The organism is Actinoplanes sp. NPDC021490 (assembly GCF_055562135.1).
In genome coordinates, this window is sequence record NZ_JBVHFW010000001.1 from 801967 (window position 1) to 827587 (window position 25621).

At 71.1% G+C, this 25621-nt stretch carries 25 protein-coding genes; 12 read left to right on the forward strand and 13 right to left on the reverse strand.

Annotated features, from left to right (window positions below; translation table 11 throughout):
* Positions 1-3: 3 nt before the first annotated feature.
* Positions 4-1362: a cystathionine beta-synthase gene (locus ACZ3I4_RS03755; protein WP_465380275.1), complete on the forward strand. Its 1359-nt coding sequence runs from the start codon at positions 4-6 to the stop codon at positions 1360-1362.
* A 94-nt stretch (positions 1363-1456) separates the two neighbouring features.
* On the opposite strand, the gene ACZ3I4_RS03760 is transcribed toward ACZ3I4_RS03755, so the two are convergent.
* Positions 1457-2017: a TetR/AcrR family transcriptional regulator gene (locus ACZ3I4_RS03760; RefSeq protein ID WP_465380276.1), complete on the reverse strand. Its 561-nt coding sequence runs from the start codon at positions 2015-2017 to the stop codon at positions 1457-1459.
* 46 nt (positions 2018-2063) lie between these two features.
* Here ACZ3I4_RS03760 and ACZ3I4_RS03765 point away from each other — a divergent pair, with 46 nt between their 5' ends.
* Together ACZ3I4_RS03765 and ACZ3I4_RS03770 are read left to right on the forward strand one after the other, a co-directional pair.
* Positions 2064-2645, forward strand: coding sequence for a dihydrofolate reductase family protein (locus ACZ3I4_RS03765; protein WP_465380277.1), 582 nt, complete (start codon positions 2064-2066; stop codon positions 2643-2645).
* Positions 2646-2681: 36 nt separating this feature from the next.
* Positions 2682-4865 carry a TPM domain-containing protein gene (locus ACZ3I4_RS03770; protein WP_465380278.1) on the forward strand — a complete coding sequence of 728 codons (2184 nt, stop codon included), beginning with the start codon at positions 2682-2684 and terminating at the stop codon, positions 4863-4865.
* A gap of 134 nt (positions 4866-4999) precedes the next feature.
* Here ACZ3I4_RS03770 and ACZ3I4_RS03775 read toward each other — a convergent pair whose 3' ends face one another.
* Together ACZ3I4_RS03775 and ACZ3I4_RS03780 are read right to left on the reverse strand one after the other, a co-directional pair.
* Positions 5000-5305, reverse strand: a complete 306-nt coding sequence (locus ACZ3I4_RS03775) for a DUF1330 domain-containing protein (RefSeq protein WP_465380279.1) — start codon at positions 5303-5305, stop codon at positions 5000-5002.
* Positions 5306-5343: 38 nt separating this feature from the next.
* A complete protein-coding gene (locus ACZ3I4_RS03780) occupies positions 5344-6288 on the reverse strand; it encodes a S1C family serine protease (RefSeq protein ID WP_465380280.1) in 945 nt (314 codons plus the stop codon).
* A 226-nt stretch (positions 6289-6514) separates the two neighbouring features.
* Here ACZ3I4_RS03780 and ACZ3I4_RS03785 point away from each other — a divergent pair, with 226 nt between their 5' ends.
* On the forward strand, positions 6515-6811 hold the full coding sequence (locus tag ACZ3I4_RS03785) for a hypothetical protein (RefSeq protein WP_465380281.1): 297 nt from the start codon (positions 6515-6517) through the stop codon (positions 6809-6811).
* A gap of 316 nt (positions 6812-7127) precedes the next feature.
* On the opposite strand, the gene ACZ3I4_RS03790 is transcribed toward ACZ3I4_RS03785, so the two are convergent.
* From ACZ3I4_RS03790 to ACZ3I4_RS03805, 4 genes are all read right to left on the reverse strand, one after another.
* Entirely contained in the window at positions 7128-7637 is a 510-nt protein-coding gene (locus tag ACZ3I4_RS03790; protein WP_465380282.1) for a GNAT family N-acetyltransferase, read from the reverse strand.
* Positions 7637-8548: a ribonuclease Z gene (locus ACZ3I4_RS03795; protein WP_465380283.1), complete on the reverse strand. Its 912-nt coding sequence runs from the start codon at positions 8546-8548 to the stop codon at positions 7637-7639. The genes ACZ3I4_RS03790 and ACZ3I4_RS03795 overlap by 1 nt, the downstream gene beginning before the upstream one ends.
* Before the next feature lie 306 nt (positions 8549-8854).
* Positions 8855-9832, reverse strand: coding sequence for a polyphosphate kinase 2 (ppk2, locus tag ACZ3I4_RS03800; RefSeq protein WP_465380284.1), 978 nt, complete (start codon positions 9830-9832; stop codon positions 8855-8857).
* A 55-nt stretch (positions 9833-9887) separates the two neighbouring features.
* Positions 9888-11300, reverse strand: a complete 1413-nt coding sequence (locus ACZ3I4_RS03805) for a CYTH and CHAD domain-containing protein (protein ID WP_465380285.1) — start codon at positions 11298-11300, stop codon at positions 9888-9890.
* Positions 11301-11418: 118 nt separating this feature from the next.
* Here ACZ3I4_RS03805 and ACZ3I4_RS03810 point away from each other — a divergent pair, with 118 nt between their 5' ends.
* Positions 11419-11592: a hypothetical protein gene (locus tag ACZ3I4_RS03810; RefSeq protein WP_465380286.1), complete on the forward strand. Its 174-nt coding sequence runs from the start codon at positions 11419-11421 to the stop codon at positions 11590-11592.
* On the opposite strand, the gene ACZ3I4_RS03815 is transcribed toward ACZ3I4_RS03810, so the two are convergent.
* The 3 genes from ACZ3I4_RS03815 to ACZ3I4_RS03825 form a co-directional block, all read right to left on the reverse strand.
* Positions 11589-11918: a hypothetical protein gene (locus ACZ3I4_RS03815; protein ID WP_465380287.1), complete on the reverse strand. Its 330-nt coding sequence runs from the start codon at positions 11916-11918 to the stop codon at positions 11589-11591. The two genes, ACZ3I4_RS03810 and ACZ3I4_RS03815, sit on opposite strands and share 4 nt — an antisense overlap.
* 125 nt (positions 11919-12043) lie before the next feature.
* Positions 12044-12703: a peptide-methionine (S)-S-oxide reductase MsrA gene (gene msrA, locus ACZ3I4_RS03820; RefSeq protein ID WP_465380459.1), complete on the reverse strand. Its 660-nt coding sequence runs from the start codon at positions 12701-12703 to the stop codon at positions 12044-12046.
* A 47-nt stretch (positions 12704-12750) separates the two neighbouring features.
* Entirely contained in the window at positions 12751-13164 is a 414-nt protein-coding gene (locus ACZ3I4_RS03825; protein ID WP_465380288.1) for an HIT family protein, read from the reverse strand.
* A 24-nt stretch (positions 13165-13188) separates the two neighbouring features.
* On the opposite strand from ACZ3I4_RS03825, the gene ACZ3I4_RS03830 reads away from it, so the two are divergent.
* Genes ACZ3I4_RS03830 through ilvA form a run of 3 tightly spaced genes read left to right on the forward strand, consistent with a single transcriptional unit; the run spans position 13189 to position 17010 of the window.
* The gene (locus tag ACZ3I4_RS03830; protein ID WP_465380289.1) at positions 13189-14340 is read left to right on the forward strand and encodes a cystathionine gamma-synthase; all 1152 of its coding nucleotides are present in this window, start codon (positions 13189-13191) and stop codon (positions 14338-14340) included.
* 15 nt (positions 14341-14355) lie between these two features.
* On the forward strand, positions 14356-15714 hold the full coding sequence (locus tag ACZ3I4_RS03835) for an amidase (RefSeq protein ID WP_465380290.1): 1359 nt from the start codon (positions 14356-14358) through the stop codon (positions 15712-15714).
* 48 nt (positions 15715-15762) lie between these two features.
* Entirely contained in the window at positions 15763-17010 is a 1248-nt protein-coding gene (ilvA, locus tag ACZ3I4_RS03840) for a threonine ammonia-lyase (protein ID WP_465380291.1), read from the forward strand.
* A gap of 54 nt (positions 17011-17064) precedes the next feature.
* On the opposite strand, the gene greA is transcribed toward ilvA, so the two are convergent.
* Together greA and ACZ3I4_RS03850 are read right to left on the reverse strand one after the other, a co-directional pair.
* Entirely contained in the window at positions 17065-17559 is a 495-nt protein-coding gene (gene greA, locus ACZ3I4_RS03845; protein ID WP_465380292.1) for a transcription elongation factor GreA, read from the reverse strand.
* A gap of 162 nt (positions 17560-17721) precedes the next feature.
* Positions 17722-18141, reverse strand: coding sequence for a DUF4307 domain-containing protein (locus ACZ3I4_RS03850; protein WP_465380293.1), 420 nt, complete (start codon positions 18139-18141; stop codon positions 17722-17724).
* Positions 18142-18252: 111 nt separating this feature from the next.
* On the opposite strand from ACZ3I4_RS03850, the gene mca reads away from it, so the two are divergent.
* The 3 genes from mca (at position 18253) to ACZ3I4_RS03865 (ending at position 22340) form a co-directional block, all read left to right on the forward strand.
* Positions 18253-19134 (forward strand): mycothiol conjugate amidase Mca, encoded by an 882-nt coding sequence (mca, locus tag ACZ3I4_RS03855; protein WP_465380294.1) that lies wholly within the window; start codon positions 18253-18255, stop codon positions 19132-19134.
* 59 nt (positions 19135-19193) lie between these two features.
* Positions 19194-19547 carry a hypothetical protein gene (locus ACZ3I4_RS03860; RefSeq protein WP_465380295.1) on the forward strand — a complete coding sequence of 118 codons (354 nt, stop codon included), beginning with the start codon at positions 19194-19196 and terminating at the stop codon, positions 19545-19547.
* 249 nt (positions 19548-19796) lie between these two features.
* Complete coding sequence (locus ACZ3I4_RS03865) at positions 19797-22340, forward strand: EAL domain-containing protein (RefSeq protein ID WP_465380296.1); 2544 nt, start codon at positions 19797-19799, stop codon at positions 22338-22340.
* Here the strand turns inward: ACZ3I4_RS03865 and ACZ3I4_RS03870 are convergent, their stop codons facing one another.
* Positions 22341-23525 (reverse strand): TolB family protein, encoded by a 1185-nt coding sequence (locus tag ACZ3I4_RS03870; protein WP_465380297.1) that lies wholly within the window; start codon positions 23523-23525, stop codon positions 22341-22343.
* 105 nt (positions 23526-23630) lie between these two features.
* Between ACZ3I4_RS03870 and ACZ3I4_RS03875 the strand changes: the two genes are divergently transcribed.
* Positions 23631-25616 (forward strand): thioredoxin domain-containing protein, encoded by a 1986-nt coding sequence (locus ACZ3I4_RS03875; protein ID WP_465380298.1) that lies wholly within the window; start codon positions 23631-23633, stop codon positions 25614-25616.
* Positions 25617-25621 lie beyond the last annotated feature (5 nt).

Below are 25621 nucleotides of genomic sequence, written 5' to 3' on the forward strand. Positions count from 1 at the left end.
GCCGTGCGCTACTACGACAACGTCGTCGACATCATCGGGGACACCCCCCTGGTCAAGCTGAACAAGGTCACCGAGGGCATCTCCGCCACCGTGCTGGCCAAGGTCGAATACTTCAATCCCGGCGGTTCGGTCAAGGACCGGATCGCCATGCGGATGGTGCTCGACGCCGAACGGGACGGTCTGCTGAAGCCCGGCGGCACGATTGTCGAGCCCACCAGCGGCAACACCGGTGTGGGGCTGGCCCTGGTGGCTCAGCAACGCGGCTACAAGTGCATCTTCGTCTGCCCCGACAAGGTCAGCGAGGACAAGCGCAACGTTCTCAAGGCGTACGGGGCCGATGTGGTCGTCTGCCCCACGGCGGTCGCCCCCGAGGACCCGCGCTCCTACTACAACGTCTCCGACCGCCTGGCCCGCGAGGTGCCCGGCGCGTGGAAGCCCGACCAGTACAGCAACGCCGCCAACCCGCGCTCCCACTACGAGGAGACCGGCCCCGAGCTGTGGAAACAGACCGAGGGACGGATCACCCACTTCGTCACGGGCGTCGGCACCGGCGGCACGATCACCGGGGTCGGCCGCTATCTGAAAGAGCAGGGTCCCGTACGCGTGATCGGCGCCGACCCGGAGGGCTCGGTCTACTCCGGCGGTTCCGGGCGGCCCTACCTGGTCGAGGGCGTGGGCGAAGACTTCTGGCCCACCACGTACGACCGGGGCATCGCCGACGAGATCATCGAGGTCTCCGACTCCGACTCGTTCGAGATGACCCGCCGGCTCGCCCGCGAGGAGGGCCTGCTGGTCGGCGGCTCGTGCGGCATGGCCGTGGTGGCCGCGCTCGACGTGGCCCGCCGCGCCTCGGCCGACGACGTCATCGTGGTCCTGCTGCCAGACGGCGGCCGGGGCTACCTGTCCAAGATCTTCAACGACGACTGGATGGCCCGCTACGGCTTCCTCCGGTCGGTCGACGGCGCCCCCACGGTGGCCGACGCGCTGGAGGGCAAGGACGGCGCGATGCCGCCGCTGATCCACGTACACCCGACCGAGACGGTGCGCGACGCGATCGACTACATGCGCGAGTACGGGGTTTCCCAGCTGCCCGTGCTCAAGGCCGAGCCGCCGGTGGTGACCGGCGAGGTGGCCGGCTCGATCGCGGAGAAGGCCCTGCTGGACGCGCTGTTCACCGGCCAGGCCCATCTGCACGACACGATAGAACGGCACATGGGCGACCCGCTGCCCATGATCGGCGGAGGCCAGCCGGTGAGCGAGGCGGTGGCCCTGCTCGAAAAGGCCGACGCCGCGATGGTGCTGGTCGACGGCAAGCCGGCCGGGGTGCTGACCCGCCAGGATCTGCTCGCTCACCTTTCCTGATTGTCGGCTTTTGGGGCCGGTGCAGCTTCGGCTGTGCCGGCCCTCATCTGTTCCGCCCTGTTCCGCCCCGCCGGGCTTGCTCAGGCGGGCTTGCTCAGGCGGGCTTGCTCAGGCGGGCCGCGAACGCCTCGATCACTTCGTCGGTTTCCGGGCCGGCGTCGATCGACGTGCTGAGCAGGTCGAAAAGCAGCCCGTCGAGCGCGTAGTGCAGCAGCGCGACCTCGAACGCGCCGCCCGGTAGCCCCGTCGAAGCGTGAAACTCGACGTCTTCGGTGTACCCGCGATGCAGCGTCGTCGTGAGCAACCGGCCGAGGCCCGGCCGGCGCGCGCCCTCGAGCCGCAGCTCGAACAGGGCTCGCATCAGGTCGGGTTCGCGCGTGGTGCGGCGCACGATGTCGCGCAGATAGTCGGCCAGGCCGCCGCGCTGCTCGAGCCTCGTGAGGTCGTCGGGCGACGGTGCCATGCGCGCGAAGATCCGCTCGGCCAGCCCGCCGAACAGCGCGTCACGGGTGCGGAAGTAGTTGGAGGCGGTGCCGACCGGCACCCCGGCCTCCTGATCGACGGCGCGGTGGGTGAGCCCGCGCGCCCCGGCCCGGGCGAGCACCCGGAGCCCCGCGTCGGCGAGCAGGTCACGGCGCTGGGGATTGCTGACCACACCTCGAGGTTAGCACCAACCACGACAGCTGTAGTAGTTTGAAGCGATGCGAAAGCTCGTCTACTACATCGCGTCGACGATCGACGGCTTCATCGCCGGACCGGACGGGACGTTCGAGTTCTTCCCGTTCGAGCCGGACCTCCTGGAGTTCATCCGGTCCCGCTATCCGGAGACGTTGCCGACGCATCTCCGCGCCCCGCTCGGCATCCCCGACGGCACGCCCAACCGCGCCTTCGACACGGTCGCGATGGGCCGGGGCACGCTCGAACCGGGTCTGCGGGCCGGCCTTTCGAGCCCGTACGCCCATCTGAAGCAGTACGTCTTCAGCCGCTCCCTGCCGCCCGGCAGCGACCCGCAGATCGTCGACGGCGACCCGGTGGAGTTCGTCCGCAAGCTGAAGCAGGAGGACGGCCTGGACATCTGGCTCTGCGGAGGCGGCGACCTGGCCGGCCAGCTCCTGTCCGAGATCGACGAACTGGTCATCAAGCTCAACCCGGTCATCGCCGGCCAAGGGATTCCGCTGGTGCGCCGGGGGTTCGACCCGGCCCGTTTCACGCTGGAGTCGGCCCTTCCGCTGGAAAGCGGCGTGGTCGTCCTCACCTATCGGCCGGTGAGCCGCCCGGGTTGAGAGGCCGTGGCCGGGCGTTGGGCCTAGGTTGGGCTGGTGACATCGAAGCTGCGTCGTCTTGTCGTCCTCCCGCTGCTGGCCGTGGCCGCCGCTGTGCTGCCGGTGGGGCCCGCCGTCGCCCAGGCGCCCGAACGGCTCGCCACCCAGGTGACCGATGAGGCCGGCGTGCTCGGCAACCGGGGCGCGGTCGATGCGGCGCTCGGCGACCTGCAGGACAAGACCGGGCTGCAGCTGTTCGTGGTCATGGTCGACTCGTTCGACGGCACACCGGCGCAGGACTGGACCGACGAGACGGCGCGGCTCAGCGACCTCGGCAGCCAGGACGCGCTGCTGGCGGTCGCGGTCGGCGACCGGGCCTACGCCTACTCGTTTCCCGAAGACTCGCGCCTCACCGACAGCGAACTCGCCGACGTCGCCGCCAAGGACATCGAGCCCGCCCTGAGCCGGAGCGACTGGTCGGGTGCGGTCATCGCCGGCGCCCGCGGGTACGCCGACGCGGCCAGTCCGTCCGGCTTCGGCTGGGTGTGGCTCGTCGTCATCCTGGTTCTGATCGTCGCCCTCGCGTGGTGGTGGCTGCGGAGGAAGCGCCGGACCGCCACCCCGAGCGCGGCGCCGCCGCCCCCGGCCGGGCCGAGCCTGGAGGAACTGACCAACCAGGCCAACGCGCTGCTCATCGAGCTCGACGACGACCTCCGGGCCGGCGAGCGTGAGCTGGGACTGGCCGCCGCCCAGTACGGCGACGAGGCGACCGCGCCGTTCCAGGCGGCGCTGCAGGCTTCGCGGCAGGACGTGGCCGAGGCTTTCCGGCTGCGCATGACGCTCGACGAGGAGCCGGTCCCCGACGAGGCCCGTCGTCGCGAGACGCTCACCCGGATCATCGAGCTCTGCCGGGCCGCCGACGCCCGGTTGGACGCCGAGTCCGAGGCCTTCGACCGGTTGCGCGACCTCGAGGGCCGGGCAGCCGAGGCCGCCGACGAGATCGACCGGCGCCGGACGGCGATCGAGCAGTCCCTCCCGGCGGTCGAGGCCATCGCGCAACAGATCCTGACCTCGTACTCCGGGGGCGCGGTCACCGCCATCGCGACCAACGTGGACCAGGCTCGCGAGCGGCTGTCCTTCGCGGCCTCCGCCCTGGCCGAGGCCCGCTCAGCGCTGACGGGCGCAGCGACCCCGGATGGCGCAGCGACCCCGGATGGCGCAGCGACCCCGGATGGCGCAGCGGGCGCGGGTAGTGGCGCAGCGACCGCTGGTGGAGTGACGGCTGCGGGGGGCGGCACGGTGAGCGCAGGCGGTGGCGCGGCAGGCGGTGGCGCGGCGGGCGGTGGCGCGGGCGTGGCGGCGGCCACCGGGGGTGGGTCGGCCGACGTGCCGGGTGGGGATCGGGCCGAGGCGGCGCTGGCCGTCCGGGCCGCCGAGCAGGCGGTGGATCAGGCGGAACAGCTGGTGGCCGCGGTGCGGCGGGCCGCTGAGGACCTGCCGGCCGCGCGGGTCGCGGCCGAGGCGCTGATCGCCGAGATCACCGGGGAGATCGCCGCCGGCCGGGCGGCCCTCAACGCGGGTGGGCCGGCCCCGGCCGGGCTGGCGGCGGCCATCTCGGGTGGAGAGCAGGCCCTGGCCGAGGCGGCGACGTCTTTGGCCGTGTCGCGGCCGGACCCGATCGACGCCGTGGCCAAGCTGCAGACGGCCGACGCGGCCCTGGATGCCGCACTGGCCGAGGCCCGCGACGCGGCCGAGCGGCTGGCCCACGACCGCGGTCTGCTCGCCCAGGAACTGCCGGTGGCGCGGGCCGAGGTGGCAACGACGAACGACTTCATCACCACTCGCCGCGGGGCGGTCGACTCCGGGGCGCGGGCGACGCTCTCCGAGGCGCTGCGGCATCTGGCGGCGGCCGAAAGCCTGGCCGGCACCGATCCGGCGACCGCCCTGGCCGAGGCCCGCCGGGCGCGGCAGCTCGCGGCCAACGCCGGCCAGGCGGCCCGCCTCGACGTGCAGCGCTGGGGTGGCGGCGGGTCCGGTTGGGGCGGCGGACCGGCGGCGGGCGGCTTCGACGCGGGCGCGTTCGCCGGGGCGGTGCTGGGCGGAATCCTGTCCGGCGGCGGACGGTCGTACGGCGGAAGCTCAGGTGGATTCAGCGGCGGCGGCTTCGGCGGCAGCGGATCACGAGGACGCCGCACCTCCGGAGGCGGCGGCGGACGTCGTGGCGGCGGCGGACGTTTCTGACCAGCCGTCTTCCGCGCACGACGTCGGACGCCGCAGGTCCGGAGGCGGTGGCGGGTCATCCCGTGCAACCGTCGCCTCGGAGCGACGTCGGCCGGCGTAACCGGTCGGCCCGGCGACAGGACGGACTCGGAGCGTCAGGCCTGGGGGTCGATTACCTCGATCACCCGGGTGGTCGGGGCGGCCTCGGCCAGGGCGGCTCGCAAGGACAGGCGGTCGGGGTCGGCCATGAACGCCTCGTAGCCCGCCCGGGACTCGAAGCGGATCAGGTGGACCTCGGAGTGGGCGTCCGTGCTGTGCAGCCGCTGTTCGACCGAACCGCCGTGGCGGGGGAGCAGGGCCAGGACGGCGTCCTCGTACTGCCGGCCGCGGCCGGGGTCGGTGGCGGACATGTCCACTATGGCCACGAGCAGGAGGCGGTCCGCCCCGCCGGCGTCGATCATGTGGGGAAGTATCCCACCGGCCGGCCGGCGAGGCGGGGTCAGTCGAGTTCGGCCGGGACGGTGACGACGTCGACCAGCGCGTTCTTGCGCAGCAACGTGATCGGCAGGTGGTTGCCGATGGCGGGGCCGAGCATGAGGCGCTGCAACGCCTGGACGTTCTGCGTGGACTGGCCGCCGGCCGTGATGAGCACGTCGCCCAGGAAGATCCCGGCGTTGCCGGCGGGGCTGCCGGGGACGACCTCGACCACCCGCAGCCCGAGCTTCTGCCCGAGCCGCTCGGCCAGCGCGGGCGGCAGGGGAGCGGGGACCCCGGCCACCCCGAGCCACGCCCGGCGGACGCGGCCGTTGGCGGCCAGATCGCCGATGATCGAGCGGGTGGTGGAGTTGATCGGGACGGCCAGGCCGAGGCCGTAGCCGGCCACCGCCGTGTTGATGCCGACCACCGTGCCCGCCGAGTCGGCCAGGGCGCCGCCGGAGTTGCCCGGGTTCAGCGCCGCGTCGGTCTGGATGACGCTGTCGATGATGCGTATGCGCCGGCCGTCGCGGGCCGGAAGGGAACGGCCCAGACCGGAGACGACGCCGGCCGTGACCGAGCCGGCCAGGCCCATCGGGTTGCCCACGGCCACGACCAGCTGGCCGATCTTGAGGTTGTCGGCGTTGCCGAGCGGGGCGGCCGGCGCCCCGGGAATGTGCACCCGCACGACGGCCAGGTCGGAGAGCGCGTCCGCCCCGACGACGTCGAAGCGGGTCTCGGTGCCGTCGGCGAAGTCGGCTGTTCCGCCGTTCGCCCCGGCCACCACGTGTGCGTTGGTGAGAAGCAGACCGTCGTCGGTGAAGGTGACCGCCGAGCCGGCGCCCTGCCCGCGCGGGGTGCGCACGGAGAGGGCCGCGACCGACGGAAGCAGTTTGGTGGCGACGCCGGTCACCACACGGCTGTAGGCATCGAGTGCCCCGGAATCGACACCCGTGTGTTCGGTATCCATGAGTGCTTCAACACGCCCCGACCGGCGTCGATGCCCGGCCGGCGTCCGCCCACGGCGAACAGGCGGCCCGGGCGTACGAACTCAGGTGTTGCGAAAACCAGTCACTGTGGGTCGCGCTAATCGCACAGAAAGTCCGATCGGCGGATGGTCCTGCGCGGTTGTATGGGTCGTGACGGACGTATGACGACCCGACCGACACCCGAAATGCCGACGGAGGGGTAAGGGAATGGTCATCGCCGAGTCGATGCCGACCGACATTGTGGACCGCCTGTTGTGGGAGGACGCCCAGCAGATGCTCGGGCGGCATGCCGAGCCGGACGCCGACGGAAGCTGTGTCTGGTGTGGATGGCGCTGGCCGTGCTCACCGCGCCGGCTCGCCGAACGGGCCGACGCCGCGTCCCGCCGCCCCTGGCGGGAGGCGTGGACCGTCCGTCATGACCTGAACAGCATCCGGGCCGTGCCCGGGCTGCGCGCCGGCCGCGACGACCATCGGCGCCCGGCCAACCGCGGCAATTTCGACTGAGAACCAGACAACTGCATCGAGCCTCCGACGTCGCCCGTCAGCTTGACCTCCCCCGGCAGGCCATGGCTACCCGGCCCGGGATGACGTCGTCCGGCGGTGAGTCCGCTGCGCCCCGCCAGCGTCGCGATCTCCCGCCGCAAGACCCGCCCTTGAACCTGGTCAGGACCGGCACGCCTCCGTCGGTCCAGCGTCTCCGGCCAGACGCGACCCCGGTTCGGGCGGGACGGTTGGCGGGAGCGCGGGACCACAGGTTCCCCCGTTCCACACCGGTCTCGCGCTCCCGCCCAGCCACTCGCAACCCCGTTCGCGGTGAGGATCAACGACCGAGCGGCCGCGTGTACCGGAGCTGCTGCACCGGCTCGCCGTTCACCGGCTCGAAGCGCGTCGCACCGTCCGGCACCCACCCGCCCGCCTCGTAGAAGCGCCGCGCCCGCTCGTTGTCCTCCAGCACCCAGAGCACGGCCCGCGACCCGCCCACCGAGGCGAGCGACACCAGCGCGTCCTCCATGAGCAGCCGCCCCACCCCGGTGCCGATGACCGACGGCAGCACGTGAATGGCGTACAGCTCGGCCGCATCGGGTGTCTCCGAGGGCCCGACGTAGGAAAATCCGACCACGGCGCCCGAGTCGTCGGCCACCGTCATCCGATGGGTGTCGCGCTCCCAGCGATACCGTTCCGTCCACCACTCGCCGAAGGCCTCGGCCGTGCGCAGGGCCAGCGTCGATTCGGAGAGAATGCCGGCGTAGGCGGCCACCCGTGAGCGCTGGTGCACGGCTCCCACCGCGACAAGATCAGATTCTTTCGCCGTACGCAGGGAGACGCTCATCAGGCGACCGTAGCCTCCCGCCGCGGGGGCACGGGCACCCGGCCGAGGTCCGACGCGACCACGATCTCGCCGTCGAAGCCGGCCCGCGCCTCCTCCAGGAACCGCGACGCGTCCGGATAGCGCTGCGAGAAATGCGTCAGAACCAGCGTCCGTACGCCCGCCTCGCGTGCCACCGAACCGGCCTGCGCCGCCGTCAGATGCCCGACCTGGGCCGCCATGACGGCGTCCTCGGTCAGGAAGGTCGACTCGATGACCAGCAGGTCGACACCGGCGGCCAGCTCGTAAACGCTGTCGCACAGCCCGGTGTCCATGATGAAGGCGAAGCTCTGCCCGGGCCTCTCGACGCTGACCTGATCGAGCGTCACGTCGCCGATCCGGCCCGCCCGCTGCAGCTCGCCGACTGCGGGCCCGGCGATGCCGTGCGCGGCCAGCAGCGCGGGAACCATCCGGCGCCGGCTCGGCTCGTCCAGGCGATACCCGTACGCGGGAAGGGAATGCCGGAGTGGCAGCGCGGTGAGGCGCCCCGCCGGGGTCTCGGCGACGAAGCGGGCGCCGGAAACCGGGGACGCGATGATCTCGGCGTTGTCCCAGTAGCTGGTGGCGTGCCGCAGCCGGTCGTAGAACTCCTGGCCGGCCGCCGGATAGTGGACCGTCACCGGGTGCGGCACCTTGTCGAGCGAGATGCGCTGCAGGATGCCGGGCAGGCCGAGGCTGTGATCGCCGTGGAAATGGGTGATGCAGATGCGCTTGATCGGGGTGACCGCGAGACCGGCCATCAGCATCTGGCGCTGGGTGCCCTCGCCCGGGTCGAACAGGATCACCTCGTCGTCCCAGCGCAGCAGGTAGCCGTTGTGGTTACGGAGCCGGGTCGGCACCTGGCTCGCCGTGCCGAGCAGCACCAACTCGCGCACCGGACAGACCCCCGCTGGACTTGCTGAGACAAGCAGAAACAAAGCGACCCCCAGGGACTTCCACCCGTGCGAGCGCACGCGTGGTCCGGTCGGACTAGGCCGGATCCCTGGGGGTCGGGTGGCTATCTTGAATTCGCCGCACCGCTGCCACACGGTCTCGACGTTGTACTACGAAGCTGTCGAGGACAGCGGCTAGCGGACAGCCACCTCACGAGTCCCGTTGCTATACAACTTCGGACCACCTCCCTTCACGTGTACGGCCACGTTATCCAGGGAAAGGCGTTGCCGCCAAGGCTTTTTACATCACTACAGCCGAGGGAATACGCGGGGCGACATCTCGGTGCCCTCGACCGCGAGTGCGGCCGGCCCGACGATCAGCGGGTCGGGCGTGCCGACGACCCCGGTGTCCTTCTTGTCGTAATCGAAGCGGTTGAGCACGTGCCGCATCGCCTCGAGCCGGGCCCGCTTCTTGTCGTTGCTCTTCACGACGGTCCACGGCGCGTCGGCCGTGTCGGTGTAGAAGAACATCGCCTCCTTGGCCTCGGTGTAGTCGCCCCACTTGTCGAGCGACGCGAGGTCGTTGGGGGAGAGCTTCCACTGGCGTACGGGATCGACCTGGCGGATCGCGAAGCGGGTGCGCTGCTCGCCCTGGGTCACCGAGAACCAGAACTTGACCAGGTGGATCCCGGAGCGGACGAGCATGCGCTCGAGCTCGGGAGCCTGCCGCATGAACTCGAGGTATTCCTGCCGGGTGCAGTAGCCCATCACCCGCTCGACGCCGGCCCGGTTGTACCAGGACCGGTCGAACAGCACGATCTCGCCGGCAGCGGGCAGATGGCTGATGTAGCGCTGGAAATACCACTGCGTGCTCTCGCGCTCGCTCGGCTTCTCGAGCGCCACGACCTTGGAGCCGCGCGGGTTCAGATGCTCCATGAAGCGCTTGATCGTGCCGCCCTTGCCGGCCGCGTCGCGCCCCTCGAAGAGGATCACCATTCGCTCGCCGCTGCTCTTGCACCAGTTCTGCAACTTCAGCAACTCGATCTGGAGCAGCCGCTTGTGGTGGTCGTACTCCTGGCGGGGCATCCGCTCGTCGTACGGGTAATCCTCGCGCCAGGTGTCGACCGGGGTGCCGTCGGCATTGAGCAGCACGGGATCGTCGTCATCGTCGTCCGCGACCCGGTAACCACCCAGCTCGGCGACCGGTCCCGAATAGGGCTCCGTCGTCGAGTCCGTGTCGTTGATGTGGCCGTTCTGCTGTGCGTACTCTTCCGCCTCCGACTGCATGACATGACTACATACCCGTAAAGGGTGACAACTCAACGAGCCGCCGGGTGAACAATCAGCCGAGCCACTTACGCAGTTTGTCCTGCCGCGAGTTCTCGACGACCACGGGCAGTTCCGCGTACGTCTGTTTGCCCACCTGCTCCTGCCGGGCCCACAGGACGCCGAACCAGAAGCTGTCCGGGCCGATCTCGTGGAGCAGTTCGCGGGCAACCACCGAATCCTGGTGCGCGCCGAGCACGTCCTGCAGCTCGGTCAGCACCTTGACCAGCTGCTTCGCGGGCTTGCCGGCCTGCGGCTCGAACACCTCGACGGCGTAGCGGGCCCGCTTGTACGCCTTGCGCGCGTCGTGCAGCTCGTGATCCTCGCCGTGGGCCAGCGCCTCGTCGAGCAGCGCGTCGGCCTTGGCCAGGCTCTTGTGCGCCCGCTTGATCGGGTCCTTCTCGACCTTCTCCTGCCGGGCCAGCTCGTCGATGCGGTCGAGCAGCGTCAGGTAACGCTCACTCTCGAGGGCCTCGGCCAGCGCGGCGCGGCCCTCGGCGACCTGCTTGTCGAGGTGCTCGCGGATGCGGGCGGCCACCGGGACGAACTGCTCGCCGGCCTCGTCCAGCCCGGCCAGCAGCTTGCCCTCCTGCACCTGGCCGTCGCGCACCTGACCGAGCAGGTCGGCCAGCCACTTCAGCTCGTCGTGCAGATCGGCCGCCCCGGGGAACGAGCGCTTGAACGTCTTCAGGGTGCTGCGCAGGCGACGCGTGCCGACGCGCATCTTGTGCACGGCGTCCGGATCAACCAGGCGTACGCCCGGGTCGAACCCGGTGATGGCGTCGTGCTGCTCCCGGACGTACCGGAGAACGGGGTTGCTGCTCGGGGGCGGGGTCGTCGCCGTGGGCTGGTTGCCGAACGCGCGCGCGACCTTGGAGGGGCCGGCGGCGGGCGTGGCACCGGCGCTGAGCAGCACCTTTTCGACGGCCGCGAGCACCTTGGGGCCGCCGTCGACCAGCTCGACCTCGATCTCCTGCCAGCGCTGCTCGTGCCCGTCCCGCTCGGCGATCACCTGATCTTGTGCGACCAGAGCGAGCGTGCGGCCGTCGGCGTCGCGTAGCGGGGTCTCGACCCGGTGGGTGCGCAGCCGGGCGATCGGCTCGAGCGGCCGGCGCCGGATGATCGAACGGACCAGGCCGGCCAGCTCGGCCGGGACCGAGTCGCCGTCGAGGGGTAGCCGGTGCTCGGTGCGGCTGCCGCCGTCGCCCGGCGTCTTGAGATGCCACCCGGCATCCCCGCCGCCGCTCCGCCGCCGCAGCGTCCGGCGGTTTTTCATCAGGACAAGGTCGTCGGTGTCGAAGTAGGTGGCGTCGAGGTCGTGCGTCTCGGCGTCTCCGGCACTGCTGATCCCCGCTTTCCCGGCGAGATTCGGCAGCTCAAACTCGGCAGGCACGTCGTACTTACGTTCTGTCTCGCCGGCGATCTCCATCGGTTCATAGTGCCCGAATCAGTGACGGTGATACACGCCAACTCATTGGCAGGTTCCGTACAGCGGGTTCACAGAAACGGCTGGCACCGTGGGGGTCCGTGAAGCGATGGAGGTACGCATGGACAAGTCCGACCGCCGACCCGTTTCGCTGGCCGGCCTCGGTTTGATCAGCGCCGGCGCCGTGCTGGGCCTGGCGCTGGCCGCTCCCGCCGCGGCGGCCCCCGACCAGCAGGCCGCCCGGCCACAGTCGCAGTCCGCACAGACCCAGACCGGCGAAGAGGACGGCGCTTAGGCCGCCATCGGCCGGCCGCCCAGACTGCGCAGATAGAGCGCCCGCGAATAGTTGGCCGCGGCCGCGCCGAAATACATGGTCGCCAGCCCGACGTAGAAGCCATTGTTGGTGATCGCGTTCTTCGCGTTGGTCGACGCCGACCACCGGATCTCCGCGTCCGACTCGCTGATGCCCTTGCGAATGCAGCGCAACCGGTTCATCTCTTTACCGGTCTTCCAGGTCTCGAGCGCCTCCTCGGCCTCCCGCATCGACTCCTCGCCCTGCTCGGCGAGCGACTCCGCGAGGTTCCAGGCCTGACGTTCCTCGTCGTTGTAAAAGATGGGCACGGTCACACCTCCCGCTGTACCGCTGTCGATCTCCAGTGTGCGGAACATGTCGGGACATGTCGATCTTTTCCACTCCCAGGCATGAAAACCAGCCCCGGCAGTTGCCGGGGCTGTCCAGCGCCTGATCAGGCCGTACGCGCGACCCCGACCGGGCAGGTCATGCCGTTCGGGCCGTGGTTGCAGTAGCCGTACGGGTTCTTGGAGTCCGACAAGTACTGCTGGTGATAGTCCTCGGCGAAGTAGTACTCGCCGAGCGGGCGGATCTCTGTGGTGATCGGGCCGTGGCCCGCCGCCGTGACGATCGGCTGGAAGGCCTCCAGCGAGGCCTCGGCGATTGTGGCCTGGGCGTCCGTGGTGGTGTAGATCGCGGAACGGTACTGGGTGCCGACGTCGTTGCCCTGGCGCATGCCCTGGGTCGGGTTGTGGTTCTCCCAGAAGGCCTTGAGCAGGTCCTCGTACTGAATCTTGCTGGGGTCGTAGACGACCTGGACCACCTCGGTGTGGCCGGTCGAACCCGAGCAGGTCTCCTCGTACGTCGGGTTCCTGGTGAAACCACCGGCGTAGCCGACGGAGGTCGAGTAGACGCCCGGCAACTGCCAGAAGATCCGCTCGGCGCCCCAGAAACAGCCCATCCCGAACACCGCGACCTCCAGGCCGGCCGGCCATGGGCCCTTCAGCGGGGTGCCGAGAACGGTGTGCTCGGCGGCGACCGGCATCTCCAGGAGGCGGCCCGGCAGGGCCTGGTCGGGGGTAATCAGCTCGAGCTTCTTGTGCCGCAGGAACACGGTCACTCCCTTCATCCGGTGACGTAACACCGGGCGCTGTTCGATCCTTACCCGAGTTTCGCGGCGATGGACGCGGCGTACCCGGCGGCTTCCTCGTCACTCGCGTACTTGTGCCGGGGCCAGAAGAAACCGCGCAGTCCGTCGCCCTTGGTTCGCGGCACCACGTGGAAGTGCAGGTGCGCCACTGACTGGGAGACGATGTTGTTGTTGGCCACGAAGGTGCCCTGGGCTCCGAGCGCCTCGGGTACCGCGGCGGCGACCTTCTGGACCAGGCCGAAGAAACCGGGCAGATCGGTCGGGGGCAGGTCGGGCAGGGTCACCACGTGCTCGCGCGGCACGACCAGCACATGTCCCTTGAATACCGGCCGCACATCGAGGAAGCCCACCCCGTCGGGCGAGTCGATGACCTTGAAGGCGGGCACCGACCCCGCCACGATGTCGCAGAACACACACGATGCCACGTGGCGAGACTAGCCTTGCGCACCATGACGGCTAACGACTATGGGTTCGACACCCTCGCCATCCACGCCGGCCAGGATCCGGACCCCCGGACCGGCGCGGTCGTGCCCCCGATCTATCAGACGAGCACGTACGCCCAGGACGCCGTCGGCGCGCCCCGGCTCGGCTACGAGTACAGCCGCTCGGGCAACCCCACCCGCGACGCGCTGCAGGAGTGCCTGGCCGCGATCGAGGGCGGCCGCCGCGGTCTGGCCTTCGCGAGCGGTCTGGCCGCCGAGGACACGCTGCTCCGCGCCGTCTGCCGTCCCGGTGACCACGTGGTGATTCCCGGGGACGCGTACGGGGGCACCTATCGGCTTTTTGCCAAGGTGGCCGAGAACTGGGGCCTGTCGTGGACCGCGGTGCCGCTGGACGACCTGGACCAGGTGCGCGCGGCGTTCCGGCCCGGCGCGACCAAGATGATCTGGGCCGAGACGCCGACCAACCCGCTGCTCAACGTCGCCGACATCGCCGCGCTGGCCGGGCTGGCCCACGAGTACGACGCGCTGCTGGTGGTGGACAACACGTTCGCCTCGCCCTACCTGCAGCAGCCGCTGGCCCTGGGGGCCGACGTGATCGTGCACTCGACCACCAAATATCTCGGCGGTCACTCCGATGTGGTCGGCGGGGCCCTGGTCACGGGGTCGGACGAGCTCGGTGACCAGCTCGCCTTCCACCAGAACGCGATGGGCGCGGTCAACGGCCCGTTCGACGCGTGGCTCACCCTGCGGGGGATCAAGACCTTGGGCGTACGGATGGAAAGGCACTGTGACAACGCCGAGCGCATCGTCGGCTACCTGAGCGAGCACAAGGCCGTCGCCTCTGTTCTCTATCCGGGTCTCGATTCGCACCCGGGTCACGAGGTCGCGGCCAAGCAGATGCAGCGGTTCGGGGGCATGGTGTCGTTCCGGGCGGCGGGCGGCATGGAAAAGGCCATCGACATCTGCAACCGGACAAAGCTCTTCGTGCTCGCCGAGTCGCTGGGCGGCATCGAGTCGCTGATCGAGCACCCCGGGCAGATGACACACCTGTCCGCTGCGGGCTCGGCGCTTGAAGTCCCCGGCGATCTCGTGCGACTGTCTGTCGGCATCGAAACCGTTGACGATCTGCTCGCGGACCTGGAGCAGGCACTCGGCTGACATACGGAGCACGCAATGACGGACGGGACGACCTGGGTCGGCGCCACCGCCAAGCAGATCTCGCGCGCCGTGCGGCGCGGCGACATCACGGCAACTCAGGTCGTCGCCGACCACCTGGAACAGATCTCCATCACCGATCCCTCGCTGGACGCGTTCCGGGTGATCCGCGCGGGCGAGGCGATCACCGAGGCCGAGAAGGTCGACGACCAGGACGACCTGTCGAACCTTCCGCTGGCCGGTGTGCCGGTGGCGGTGAAGGAGAACACCCCGGTCGCGGGCCTGCCGACCTGGAACGGCTCGGCGGCCGCGCGCACCGGGATCGCCGAGGAGGACCATGAGGTGGTCCGGCGTCTGCGCGGCGCCGGGGCGGTCGTGGTCGGGGTGACCCGCATGCCCGAGATGGGCCTGTGGGCGGTCACCGACGAGTCCGACTCGCCGACCCGCAACCCCTGGGACCGCGACCGTACGCCGGGTGGCTCCTCCGGGGGCGCGGCCGCCGCGGTCGCCTCCGGCCTGGTGCCGATCGCCCAGTGCAACGACGGCCTCGGCTCGATCCGCATCCCGGCCGCCTGCTGCGGGCTGGTCGGCCTCAAGCCCGGCCGCGGTGTGGTCCCGGCCGAGATGGGCGTCACCAACTGGTTCGATCTCGTCGAGAACGGCGTGCTCACCACCACGGTGTCGGACGCCGCCCTGGGCTTCTCGGTGCTGGCCGGCCGCGATCCGATCAAGCTGGTCGAGCCGACCCGGCTGCGGGTCGGCGTCTCGACCCGGTCACCCCTTCCCGGCGTACGGGCCGACGAGCCCAACATGTCGGCCGTGACCACCGCATCCAAGCTGCTGGTGCAGGCCGGGCACGACACGATCACCGCCCACCCGTCCTATCCGCCCACCCTCGGTCTGGGCACGCTGGCCACCTGGTTCGCGTCGGCCTACCGCGAGGCCGAGGCCTACCGGCTGGCCGACCTGCAGCCGCGCACCCGGCAGCACATCCGTCTGGGCAAGTGGGCGCTGCGCAGCGGCCTGGTCCGCCAGTCGCAGCGGGACGCCTTCCGCGAGTCGTGCATCCGGTTCTTCGCCGACAACTCGCTCGACCTGCTGCTCACCCCGGCCCTGGCCGCGGCGCCGCCGCTCGCCGACGGGTACGCGTCCGGCTCGTGGCGGCACAACATGTCGGTGAGCATGCGGTACGCCCCGTTCGCCGCGCCGTGGAACGTCGCGGGCCTCCCGGCGATCGTCGTGCCGATCAGCACCCGCCCCGACGGCCTGCCGCTCGCCGTCCAGTTCGTCGGCCCGCCCGACTCCGAGGCGCTGCTGCTGGCCGTCGCGGGCCAGTTCGAGGTCCTCAACCCCTGGCAGCGGCACGCGTTCGGGTGAGGGCCCCTCCTCAGCTGCGGCGGAGGCCTTCGAGGCAGTATTCAGGGCATGGACACCCCCTATCCGCTTGAGCTGCTCGGGCTGGCCGACATCCGGGCCGCGCGCGAGTTGCTGGGCGACGTGGTCAAGACGACCCCGCTGATCCCGTCGCGCCCGCTCACTGAGATCACCGGCACCCCGGCCTGGCTCAAGTGCGAGAACCAGCAGCGCGCCGGCTCGTACAAGGTGCGTGGCGCGTACACCCGGATCGCCCGGCTCTCCGAGGCCGAGCGGGCTCGCGGGGTGGTCGCGGCCAGCGCCGGCAACCACGCGCAGGGCGTGGCTCTGGCGGCCGAGATGCTGGGCACCCGGGCCACCGTGTTCATGCCCGAGGGGGCGCCGCTGCCCAAGGTCACCGCCACCCGGGGGTACGGGGCGGCCATCGAGTACGCCGGCACGAGCGTCGACGACTCGCTCGAGGCCGCGCACGTCTTCGCCGAGCAGACCGGCGCCGTGCTGATCCACCCGTTCGACCATCCCGACGTGATCGCCGGGCAGGGCACGGTGGCGCTGGAGATCCTCGAGCAGTGCCCGGACGCGGCCACGATCGTCACCGCGGTCGGCGGCGGCGGGCTGATCTCGGGTGTGGCGGTCGCGGCCAAGGCGCTGCGGCCCGACATCCGGGTCGTCGGGGTGCAGGCGGCGGGCGTGGCGGCGTATCCGCCCTCGCTGGCCGCGGGCGCGCCGACCAAGCTCGAGCGGGGTGTCACGATCGCCGACGGCATCGCCGTGCTGCGGCCCGGCGACCTGCCGTTCGCGCACGTCAGCAAGCTGGTCGACGAGATCGTCACGGTCACCGACGAGGATCTGTCGGCCGCTCTTCTGGTGCTGCTCGAGCGGCACAAGATGGTGGTCGAGCCGGCCGGGGGAGCGGCCGTGGCGGCGCTGCTGACCGGCGCGTACGTCCCGCCGGCGGACGGACCGGTGGTGGCCATCCTCTCCGGCGGCAACATCGACCCGATGCTGCTGCTGCGCGTGATCGAGCACGGGCTGGCCTCGGCCGGCCGGTTCCTGCGGCTCGCGGTGCGCTGCACCGACCGGCCGGGCGAGCTGGCGCGGCTGCTGGGCGAGATCGCCGGGCAGCGGGCCAACGTGGTCGACGTGGCGCATTCGCGGCAGAGCCCGCGGCTGAGTTTCGGTGAGGCCGAGGTGGCGCTCTCGGTCGAGACCCGGGGGCCTGACCACTCGGCCGCGCTGATCAGCACGTTGCGGGACTCGGGATACCGGGTGTCGCTGCTGGCCGACACCACGCCCTGAGGTGCGCGAAGAGCCCGCGACCTCGGCGGTCGCGGGCTCTCGAAGATGTGCGGGTCAGCCCTCGAACGGGCCGAACTTCACCACGGTCACCTTGATGTCGGAGCCGCTGGGCGCCGTGTAGGTGACGGTCTGACCCTCGCCCGCGCCGAGGATGGCGGTGCCGAGAGCCGACTCGGGGCTGTAGACAGTGAGGTCGGTGGTGGAGGCGATCTCGCGCGAGCCGAGCAGGAACGTCTCGGTGTCGCTCTGGTCGTCGTCGAAGTAGATCGTCACGACCGACCCGGGAGTGACCTCGTTGGCCGTCTGGGCCTCGCCGACCTCGGCGTTGCGCAGGAACTCCTTTAGGTAGAGGATCCGGCCTTCCTGGCGGCTCTGCTCCTCACGGGCGGCGTGGTAGCCACCGTTCTCGCGGAGGTCACCCTCCTCGCGACGCGCGTTGATCTCGGCCGCGATGGCGGGGCGACCGGCGATCAGCTCATCGAGCTCGGCCTGCAGCCGGTCGTAAGCGTCCTGAGATAGCCAGGTCTTGGGCGCCTCGGAACTGGTCACGGTCGATCTCCTTGCTGGAACGGGGGCACGAGACAAAAAGGAAAAGCGCCCAGCACCACTGGCGGGGATGCTGAACGGAGCGAATTACTTAGCTTACCAGCGGTATGCATGCCGCCAGTTTTGTACGATGTTGCACTATTCAGATGCGGGCGGGCACGCGATTTACGCGGCCTCGCGGCACTTCAGAACATCGCCGACGCTGGCTCGGGCCGTGGTGGGCACCGTCTCCTTGGCGTCGATGACCGTCGCGTCACCGTCGGCCCGGACCACCACCGTACGCTGTCCGACTTCGAACCCGTTGTAGTCGCGGGCCCGCAGAATGCACTCGGCGCCCCCACCGGCCGGCACCCGCACCTTGAACTGGATGGTCATCACGGTCGCCGACGGTTCGTCCCAGCCGACGATCTGCGGGTCGTAGTCGGTCTGCCCGTACTGCTGGAAAAGCCGGACGGAGAGCACGAGCGAGGCGGCCACGACCACCACGAGCACCACAATCGGCAGCACGGACCGGCGCCGGCCGGAGCGGCGCTTGCCGTATCGCCCCGGCGGAAAGACCGGTTCTGTGGTGCGCGTCTCGCTCACCTGGGCACCCTCTCGTGCGTTTCTTGTCGGGGGGATCCGCAAGAATGGCAGGGTCCATCTTCGCAGTCGACACCGGCCCGTTCGTCGCGGGTCAGGTCCGAGGAGACTTCAGTGGCCGAGCAGTTGCGTCTCATGGCAGTGCACGCGCACCCTGACGACGAGTCCAGCAAGGGCGCCGCGACCATGGCGCGCTACGTTGCCGAGGGCGTCCGGGTGATGGTCGCGACCTGCACCGGGGGCGAGCGCGGCAGCATCCTCAACCCCAAGATGGACCGCCCCGATGTGCTGGAGAACATCTCCGCCATCCGGCGCGCCGAGATGGACCGGGCGCGCGAGATCCTCGGCGTCGAGCAGTCGTGGCTCGGCTTCGTCGACTCGGGCCTGCCCGAGGGCGACCCGCTGCCGCCGCTGCCCGAGGGCTGTTTCGGTCTGCAGGACCCGGAGACCGCGGCGATCCCGCTGATCAAGCTGATCCGCGAGTTCCGCCCGCACGTCATGACCACCTATGACGAGAACGGTGGCTATCCCCACCCCGACCACATCATGTGCCACAAGATCTCGGTGGCGGCCTTCGACGCGGCCGGCGACCCCGAGCGCTATCCCGAGCTGGGCGAGCCGTGGCAGCCGCGGAAGCTCTACTACAACTCCGGCTGGACCCGGGCGCGCATGCTCGCGCTCCACGAGGGCATGCTGGCCGCCGGGCTGGAGTCGCCGTACGCGGAGTGGCTCGAGAAGTGGTCCGACCGCGACGACCGCGGCGACAAGATCACCACGCGCGTCGAGTGCGGCGAGTTCTTCGAGACCCGCGACGACGCCCTGCGCGCCCACGCCACCCAGGTCGACCCCGACGGCTTCTGGTTCAAGATCCCGCTCGAGCTCCAGCAGAAGGTGTGGCCGACCGAGGACTTCGAGCTGGCCCGCTCGCTGGTCGACAGCCCGGTGCCCGAGTCCGACCTCTTCGCCGGCATCCGCGAGTCGGTCGAAGCGCACTGACCTTCGCCGGCCTCCGCCCGCCCGTCCCGGAGCCGACCGCAGGTCAGTACTCTGAGGTCATGGACCTTTTCGCGGTCAACAATTTCGGCGACACCCGGTCGGGCGGCCTGGCCGGCCCGATGGGGCTGTTCGTCATCGTGCTCATGTCCATAGCGACTGTTCTGCTGATCCGCAACATGAACAAGCGCTTGCGTCGGCTTCCCGACAGTTTTCCTGACGCGAAGCAGACGCAGCGTGAGGCCGAGATTGCTCGGCTGAATGCGGATCTCGAGCGTTCCGGCGGCGCCGAGGCCACTCACGACGTTGACGCGGATCGATCGGTGACACCCGCCGCCGGTGCGGAGGACGAGGTCACGGGCGTTACTACTCACCGTGACGGCGACTCCGCAGACGGCGACAACCGTCGCGTTTGACCTCGTCGCAGGCGGTGTCGTCGTTCCGGGCGACAGCACACACCGTATTGGTCTGACGTAAGGGTGATACGCGTCGTGCGTCAAGCCCTAGTGCGTTCATCGGTATTGATTTAGCCTTCCGCCGGGGGCTTCGCCGCCCCCGATCCCTGCGCGGAAGGGGGCGCCGAAAATGACCATTCCCCGCCCGCGTTTTTCTCCACTGCAGATGCACGTGCATCCGCCAGTGCCGCTGTTCAAGCGGTGTTTCGCATGAGCGCCCCGCCCGTAACCAATGGGCGCGTCCGTCGTTCCTGGAGCGACACGGCGGGCCTGGCCGGCCGGTCCCGAGGGGTCCGCGCGCTGACCGCCGTGGTCGCCGGTTCGGCCCTCCTGATCGCCGTTCTCGGGGTGCTGCTGCCCGCCGGGCTTCCGGCCGACCGTCCACTCACGCCCGTCGCCGGTGTCGCGCTCGCCGTGGCGCTCGTCGCGGCCGGGCAACTGGCCCGGTTGCGCTTCCGCCTCGGCCGCGGGTTCGTCTCCGTCAGCTGGGGCGAGGCCGCCTTCATCATCGGGTTCGTGGTGGCGCCGCCCGGCTGGCTGCCCGCCGCCACGCTCGTCGGCGCGCTCGCCGCCTGGGCGCTGCTGTCCTGGTGGGACTCGCATCGCAACCTGGCCGAGATGACGCACCTGGCCGCCTCGCTGAGCCTCGGCTCGGCCGGCGCCGCGCTGGTGGCCCGCCTGGTCGCCGGGGACGCGCCGGTGCTGAGCACCCGCACGTCGATCGGGCTGGTCGCGGGCGCACTGACCTATCTGGTCATCACGTTCGGGCTGGCCACGCTGACCCTCACGCTGCACCGTGACGCGCCCGCCCGGCAGATCGTCGTCCGGGCCTCGTACGCGAAGGTCCCGATGTTCGTCGGCAACGTGGTGGTCGGTCTGGGGGCCGTGCACGCGCTGGTCGGCGGTCCGCTCTGGCTGCTCGCATTCGCTCCCGCGCTCTGGCTCCTGCAGCGCACCTACCGGTTCCACCTGCGGGCCGAAGAGGAACGCCGCATGTGGGAGGCGTTCTCGGCGGCCACCGCGACCCTGCCGGCCGGCACCGAGGCCGAGGTCGTCCGGGCCGGGCTGGGCGCCGCGCTCGACGTGTTCGGGGCCCGCCGGGTCGAGATCGAGGTGCGCGGGCGCGACGGCGAACGCCGCTACGCCGAGGACGGCCCGGGACAGGACAACGCGGTCGCCGGTCTGCCCGGTCCGGCGATCACCCGGTCGATGGCCGTCGCCGGTGACGCGGTCGGCGAGCTCACCGTCTGGCTCTCCGACCCGACGCTCCCGGTGCCGCGCGACGAGGCCGCCATCTCCGCCTTCGGTGACGCCCTGGCCGGTGCGCTGCACGACGCGGCGACCCGGGGCCGGGTGGCCGAGCTCGAGGAACGGATCGCCCGAGATCTCTCCCAGGACAGGCTGACCGGTTTGCTCAATCGAAGCACGCTGCTGAGTGAGGGCGACCGGCTGCTGCGCTCGTTCGACCGGCGCCGCCCGGTCGCGCTGCTGCTGCTCGACATCAACGACTTCCGCGAGGTCAACGGCACCCTCGGTCACCGGCACGGCGACGAGGTGCTGCGTACGGTGGCCGAGCGACTCACCGAGCTGGCCCGGGCCGACGAGCTGGTCGCCCGCACCGGCGACGACGAGTTCGCCCTGTTCATCCCGACCGTCACGACGCTGGCCGACACCGGCACGGCGGCCGCGCAGCCCTCCCCGATCCCGACCGCCCTGCGCCGCGCCCGCGACCTCGTCGAGCACCTGATCCGGCCGATGGAGGTGTCCGGCGTACGCCTGGCCGTCGAGGTGGCGGTGGGTGTCACGGCCGGGCCCGCCGGGCGCGTCGACCTGGGCGAGATGGTGCGCCGCGCGTCCCTGGCACTGCGTCAGGCCAAGCGTCAGCAGGTGTCGGTCTCGGTCTTCGACGCCGGGCAGGACGCGGTCACCACCGACGGGCTGGCCCTGCTGGCCGAACTGCAGGACGCGCTGGCCGCCGACGACCAGATCCTGCTCAACCTGCAGCCCGCGGTCGACCTGGTCACGGCCGCGCCGACCGGCGTCGAAGCGCTCGTCCGCTGGAAGCACCCGCGCCGCGGCCAGCTGTCGCCGACCGAGTTCATCCCGGCCGTCGAGCATTCGGCCGAGCTGCACACGGCGTTCACCGCCCGGGTGCTCGACCTGGCTCTGCAGGCCGCCGGAAGCTGGCACGCGGTCGGCGTCGACCTGCCGGTCTCGGTCAACGTCTCGGCCCGCAGCCTGCTCGACCCCGGCTTCCCGGCCCTGGTCGCCGAGGCCCTGCGCCGGCACCGCGCGCCCGCCTCCCGCCTGGTCCTCGAGATCACCGAGTCGGTGGCGGTCAGCGAGGAGCGGATCGTCGACGAGGTGCTGGCCGAGCTGCGCGACAACGGCATCCAGCTGTCGCTGGACGACTTCGGAACCGGATACTCGTCGCTGTCGATAGTCACCCGCGCCCCGGTCGACGAAATCAAGATCGACCGGTCCTTCGTCGACGACATGATCGAGTCCACGGCGGCCGAGGCGGTGGTCCGGGGCGCGGTCGAGCTGGGCGCCCGCCTGGGCGTACGGGTGGTGGCCGAGGGTGTGGAAACCACCGAGCAGCGGGCGGCCCTCATCGCGCTCAACTGCCCGTCGGCGCAGGGCTACCACTTCTGCAAGCCGATGCCGGCCGACCGGATCGTGCAGGCCCTGACCCAGCTGGCCGAGGCGGCCCCGGCCAACATCCGCCCCCTGCGCGCCGACGACGCCGTCTGATCAGCGGCGGCTCAGGAACACGTCCGAGGCGTTGTTCGTGTCGCCGGCCACGAGGTTCGACGCGTACGAGCCGAACACCACCGCGCGGCCGTCCGGGCGCAGCGACGGGTACGCGCTGTCGCCGTTGCCCTGCGCGCCCGCCGACGCGACGCTGACCCGGGTCGTCGTGCCGGCTCGGCGATCGCGAACGAACACGTCCGAGGCGTCGTTGGTGTCGCCGGGCACCGCGTTCGTAGCCCGGCTGGCGAACGCGACATACCGGCCGTCGGCGCTGATCGAAGGTTGCTGGGCGTCATCGTTCAGCTCGCCGCCGCCGGCGGTCAGGCCGGCCCGGCTCGTCGTGCCCGCGACCCGGTCACGGACGAAGACGTCCAGCCCCGACGTGTCGGCGGGCACCAGGTTGCCGGCGTACGAGGTGAAGGCGACGTACCGCCCGGTCGCGCTGATCGTTACCTCGTCGAGACAGCAGATGCCACCTCGTGCCTGAGCGCCGCTCGACGACACGTTGACCCGGCTCGTCGTGCCCGCGCGCAGATCACGGACGAAGACGTCACCCTCGCCGTTGGTGTCCGGCGGCACCAGGTCGGCCGCGTCCGACAGGAATCCCACGTACCGGCCGTCGGTGCTGATCGCCGGTCCGCGACCGCCTCCGGTTCCGCCCGGCGTGGCCGCCACCGAGACCCGGGCCGTGGTGCCGGCCCGCAGATCGTGCACGAACACGTCGCCGTGCACGGGTGACAGGCCGCCCGCGGAGGAGGCGAACACCACCCGGCGCCCGTCGTCGGAGATCTCCGCGTCGAAGCTCTGCTCACCCGGCTCGCCCTCGGCCTGCCCGCCCGAGCCGGTCACGCTGACGCGGACGGTCCGGCCGGCGTGCAGATCGCGCACGAACACGTCGGTGATCCCGTTCGTGTCGCCGGGCACCAGGTCGGCCGCCTCCGAGCTGAACGAGACGTACCGCCCGTCGGCGCTCAGATCGGGGTCGTAGCTCACCCCGCTGCCCGCGGCGCCCGCCGGCGTGACACTGACCAGCGTGACCCGGCCGGTGCGCAGGTCTTTCACGTACGCGTCGCTGTCCGCCGTGAACGCCACGAACCGCCCGTTCGTGCTGATCACCCCGGAGAAGCCCTCGGCCACCCGGACCGGCGGCGAACCGGCCGCGCCGACCGCCAGGATCAGTGTCATCGTCAGAAGCTGCATCCGCTCAGCATGGCATCGAAGTCAATAGATCTGCTGGTCAACATCGGCCTGCCGCGAGCCGCACGCGGCCGTCAGTGAGAGGCTGGAGGCATGGCCAACCGTCTCGCCGGCGCGACCTCGCCCTACCTGCTCCAGCACGCCGACAACCCGGTCGACTGGTGGCAGTGGTCCGACGAAGCCTTCGCCGAAGCCAGACGCCGCGACGTGCCGGTGCTCATCTCGGTCGGCTACGCGGCCTGCCACTGGTGTCACGTCATGGCGCACGAGTCCTTCGAGGACGAGCGGATCGCCAAGCTGATGAACGAGGGCTTCGTGTCGATCAAGGTCGACCGGGAGGAACGCCCCGACGTCGACGCCGTCTACATGACCGCGACCCAGGCGATGACCGGGCAGGGCGGCTGGCCCATGACCGTCTTCGCCACCCCCGAGGGCGAGCCGTTCTTCTGCGGCACCTACTTCCCGAAGCCGAACTTCGCCAACCTGCTCGCCTCGGTCACGACGGCCTGGCACGACCAGCGCCAGCAGGTGATCGAGCAGGGCGCCAACGTGGTCAAGGCGATCGGCGGGTCGCAGCTGGTCGGCGGGCCCAAGGCGCCGGTGTCGCCCGAGCTGCTGGCCGCGGCGGCCGCCGGGCTGCTCAAGGAGCAGGACACGACGAACGGGGGCTTCGGCGGGGCGCCCAAGTTCCCGCCGCACATGGCGATGCTGTTCCTGCTCCGGCACCACCAGCGCACCGGCTCGGAAGAGGCGCTCGAGGCCGTACGCTTCGCGGCCGAGCGGATGGGCCGCGGCGGGATCTACGACCAGCTGGCCGGCGGGTTCGCGCGCTACTCGGTCGACGCCACCTGGACGGTGCCGCACTTCGAGAAGATGCTCTACGACAACGCGGTGCTGCTGCGGGCGTACACCCAGCTCTGGCGCCTCACCGGGGACCCGTTCACCCGCCGGATCGCCGACGAGACGGCCGAGTTCATGCTGCGCGACCTGGGCACTCCGGCCGGCGGGCTGGCCTCGGCCCTCGACGCCGACGCGGCCGGGGTCGAAGGTCTCACGTACGCCTGGACGCCGGCCCAGCTGGTCGAGGTGCTCGGCGAGGACGACGGCACCTGGGCGGCCGACCTTTTCCGGGTCACCGACGAAGGCACGTTCGAGCACGGCAGCAGCGTGCTCGTGCTGGCCCGCGACATCGACGCCGCCGACCCCGAGCTGGTCGCCCGCTGGTCCGGCGTACGCACCCGCCTGCTCGACGCCCGGGCCGCCCGCCCGCAGCCGGCCCGGGACGACAAGGTCGTGGCCTCGTGGAACGGCCTGGCCGTGACCGCGCTGGCCGAATACGCCATCCTGACCGGCTCGTCCGGGGACGCGGCGGTGCAGATCGCCGAGGTGCTGGCGACCCGGCACATCGTCGGCGGCCGCCTGCGCCGGGTCTCGCGCGACGGCGTGGTGGGGGAGCCGGCCGGTGTGCTGGAGGACTACGGCTGCGTGGCCGAGGCGTTCCTGGCCGTCCACCAGCTCACCGCCGACGCCGTCTGGCTCGACCGGGCCCGCGGGCTGCTCGACGCGGCGCTGGAACACTTCCCGACCGGCGACGGCGGGTTCTACGACACCGCCGACGACGCCGAGCGCCTGGTCACCCGGCCCGCCGACCCGACCGACAACGCCACGCCGTCCGGGCTGTCCTCGGTCTGCGCGGCGCTGGTCGCGTACGCGGCCCTGAGCGGCGAGCCCAGCTATCGCGAGGCGGCCGACGCGGCCCTGGCCACCGTCGGCCCGGTGATCGGCACTCACCCCCGGTACGCGGGGTACGCGGCGACCGTGGCCGAGGCGGCGCTGACCGGCCCGTACGAGATCGCCATCGCGGCCCCGGCCGGGCAGGAGGGCCCGCTGCTGGCCGCGGCCCACCGGCACGCGCCCCCCGGAACGGTGATCGTCGCGGGCGAGCCCGACCGGCCCGGCGTGCCACTTCTGGCCGACCGGCCGCTGCAGGGTGGCGTTCCCACGGCGTACGTGTGCCGGGGGTTTGTCTGTGACCGCCCGGTGACCACTGCGGAGGAGCTGACCACCCGCCTGACCTGAGCTGG

Coding starts and splice junctions, on each gene's coding strand:
- ilvA (WP_465380291.1), top strand. CDS start 15,763: ATGGACACCCCCTATCCGCTTGAGCTGCTCGGGCTGGCCGACATCCGG.
- ACZ3I4_RS03875 (WP_465380298.1), top strand. CDS start 23,631: ATGGCCAACCGTCTCGCCGGCGCGACCTCGCCCTACCTGCTCCAGCAC.
- ACZ3I4_RS03765 (WP_465380277.1), top strand. CDS start 2,064: ATGCGAAAGCTCGTCTACTACATCGCGTCGACGATCGACGGCTTCATC.
- ACZ3I4_RS03860 (WP_465380295.1), top strand. CDS start 19,194: ATGGACCTTTTCGCGGTCAACAATTTCGGCGACACCCGGTCGGGCGGC.
- ACZ3I4_RS03780 (WP_465380280.1), bottom strand. CDS start 6,288: ATGGATACCGAACACACGGGTGTCGATTCCGGGGCACTCGATGCCTAC.
- ACZ3I4_RS03870 (WP_465380297.1), bottom strand. CDS start 23,525: ATGACACTGATCCTGGCGGTCGGCGCGGCCGGTTCGCCGCCGGTCCGG.
- ACZ3I4_RS03775 (WP_465380279.1), bottom strand. CDS start 5,305: ATGATCGACGCCGGCGGGGCGGACCGCCTCCTGCTCGTGGCCATAGTG.
- ACZ3I4_RS03835 (WP_465380290.1), top strand. CDS start 14,356: ATGACGGACGGGACGACCTGGGTCGGCGCCACCGCCAAGCAGATCTCG.
- ACZ3I4_RS03790 (WP_465380282.1), bottom strand. CDS start 7,637: ATGAGCGTCTCCCTGCGTACGGCGAAAGAATCTGATCTTGTCGCGGTG.
- ACZ3I4_RS03810 (WP_465380286.1), top strand. CDS start 11,419: ATGGACAAGTCCGACCGCCGACCCGTTTCGCTGGCCGGCCTCGGTTTG.
- ACZ3I4_RS03805 (WP_465380285.1), bottom strand. CDS start 11,300: ATGGAGATCGCCGGCGAGACAGAACGTAAGTACGACGTGCCTGCCGAG.
- ACZ3I4_RS03785 (WP_465380281.1), top strand. CDS start 6,515: ATGGTCATCGCCGAGTCGATGCCGACCGACATTGTGGACCGCCTGTTG.
- ppk2 (WP_465380284.1), bottom strand. CDS start 9,832: ATGCAGTCGGAGGCGGAAGAGTACGCACAGCAGAACGGCCACATCAAC.
- ACZ3I4_RS03830 (WP_465380289.1), top strand. CDS start 13,189: ATGACGGCTAACGACTATGGGTTCGACACCCTCGCCATCCACGCCGGC.
- ACZ3I4_RS03865 (WP_465380296.1), top strand. CDS start 19,797: ATGAGCGCCCCGCCCGTAACCAATGGGCGCGTCCGTCGTTCCTGGAGC.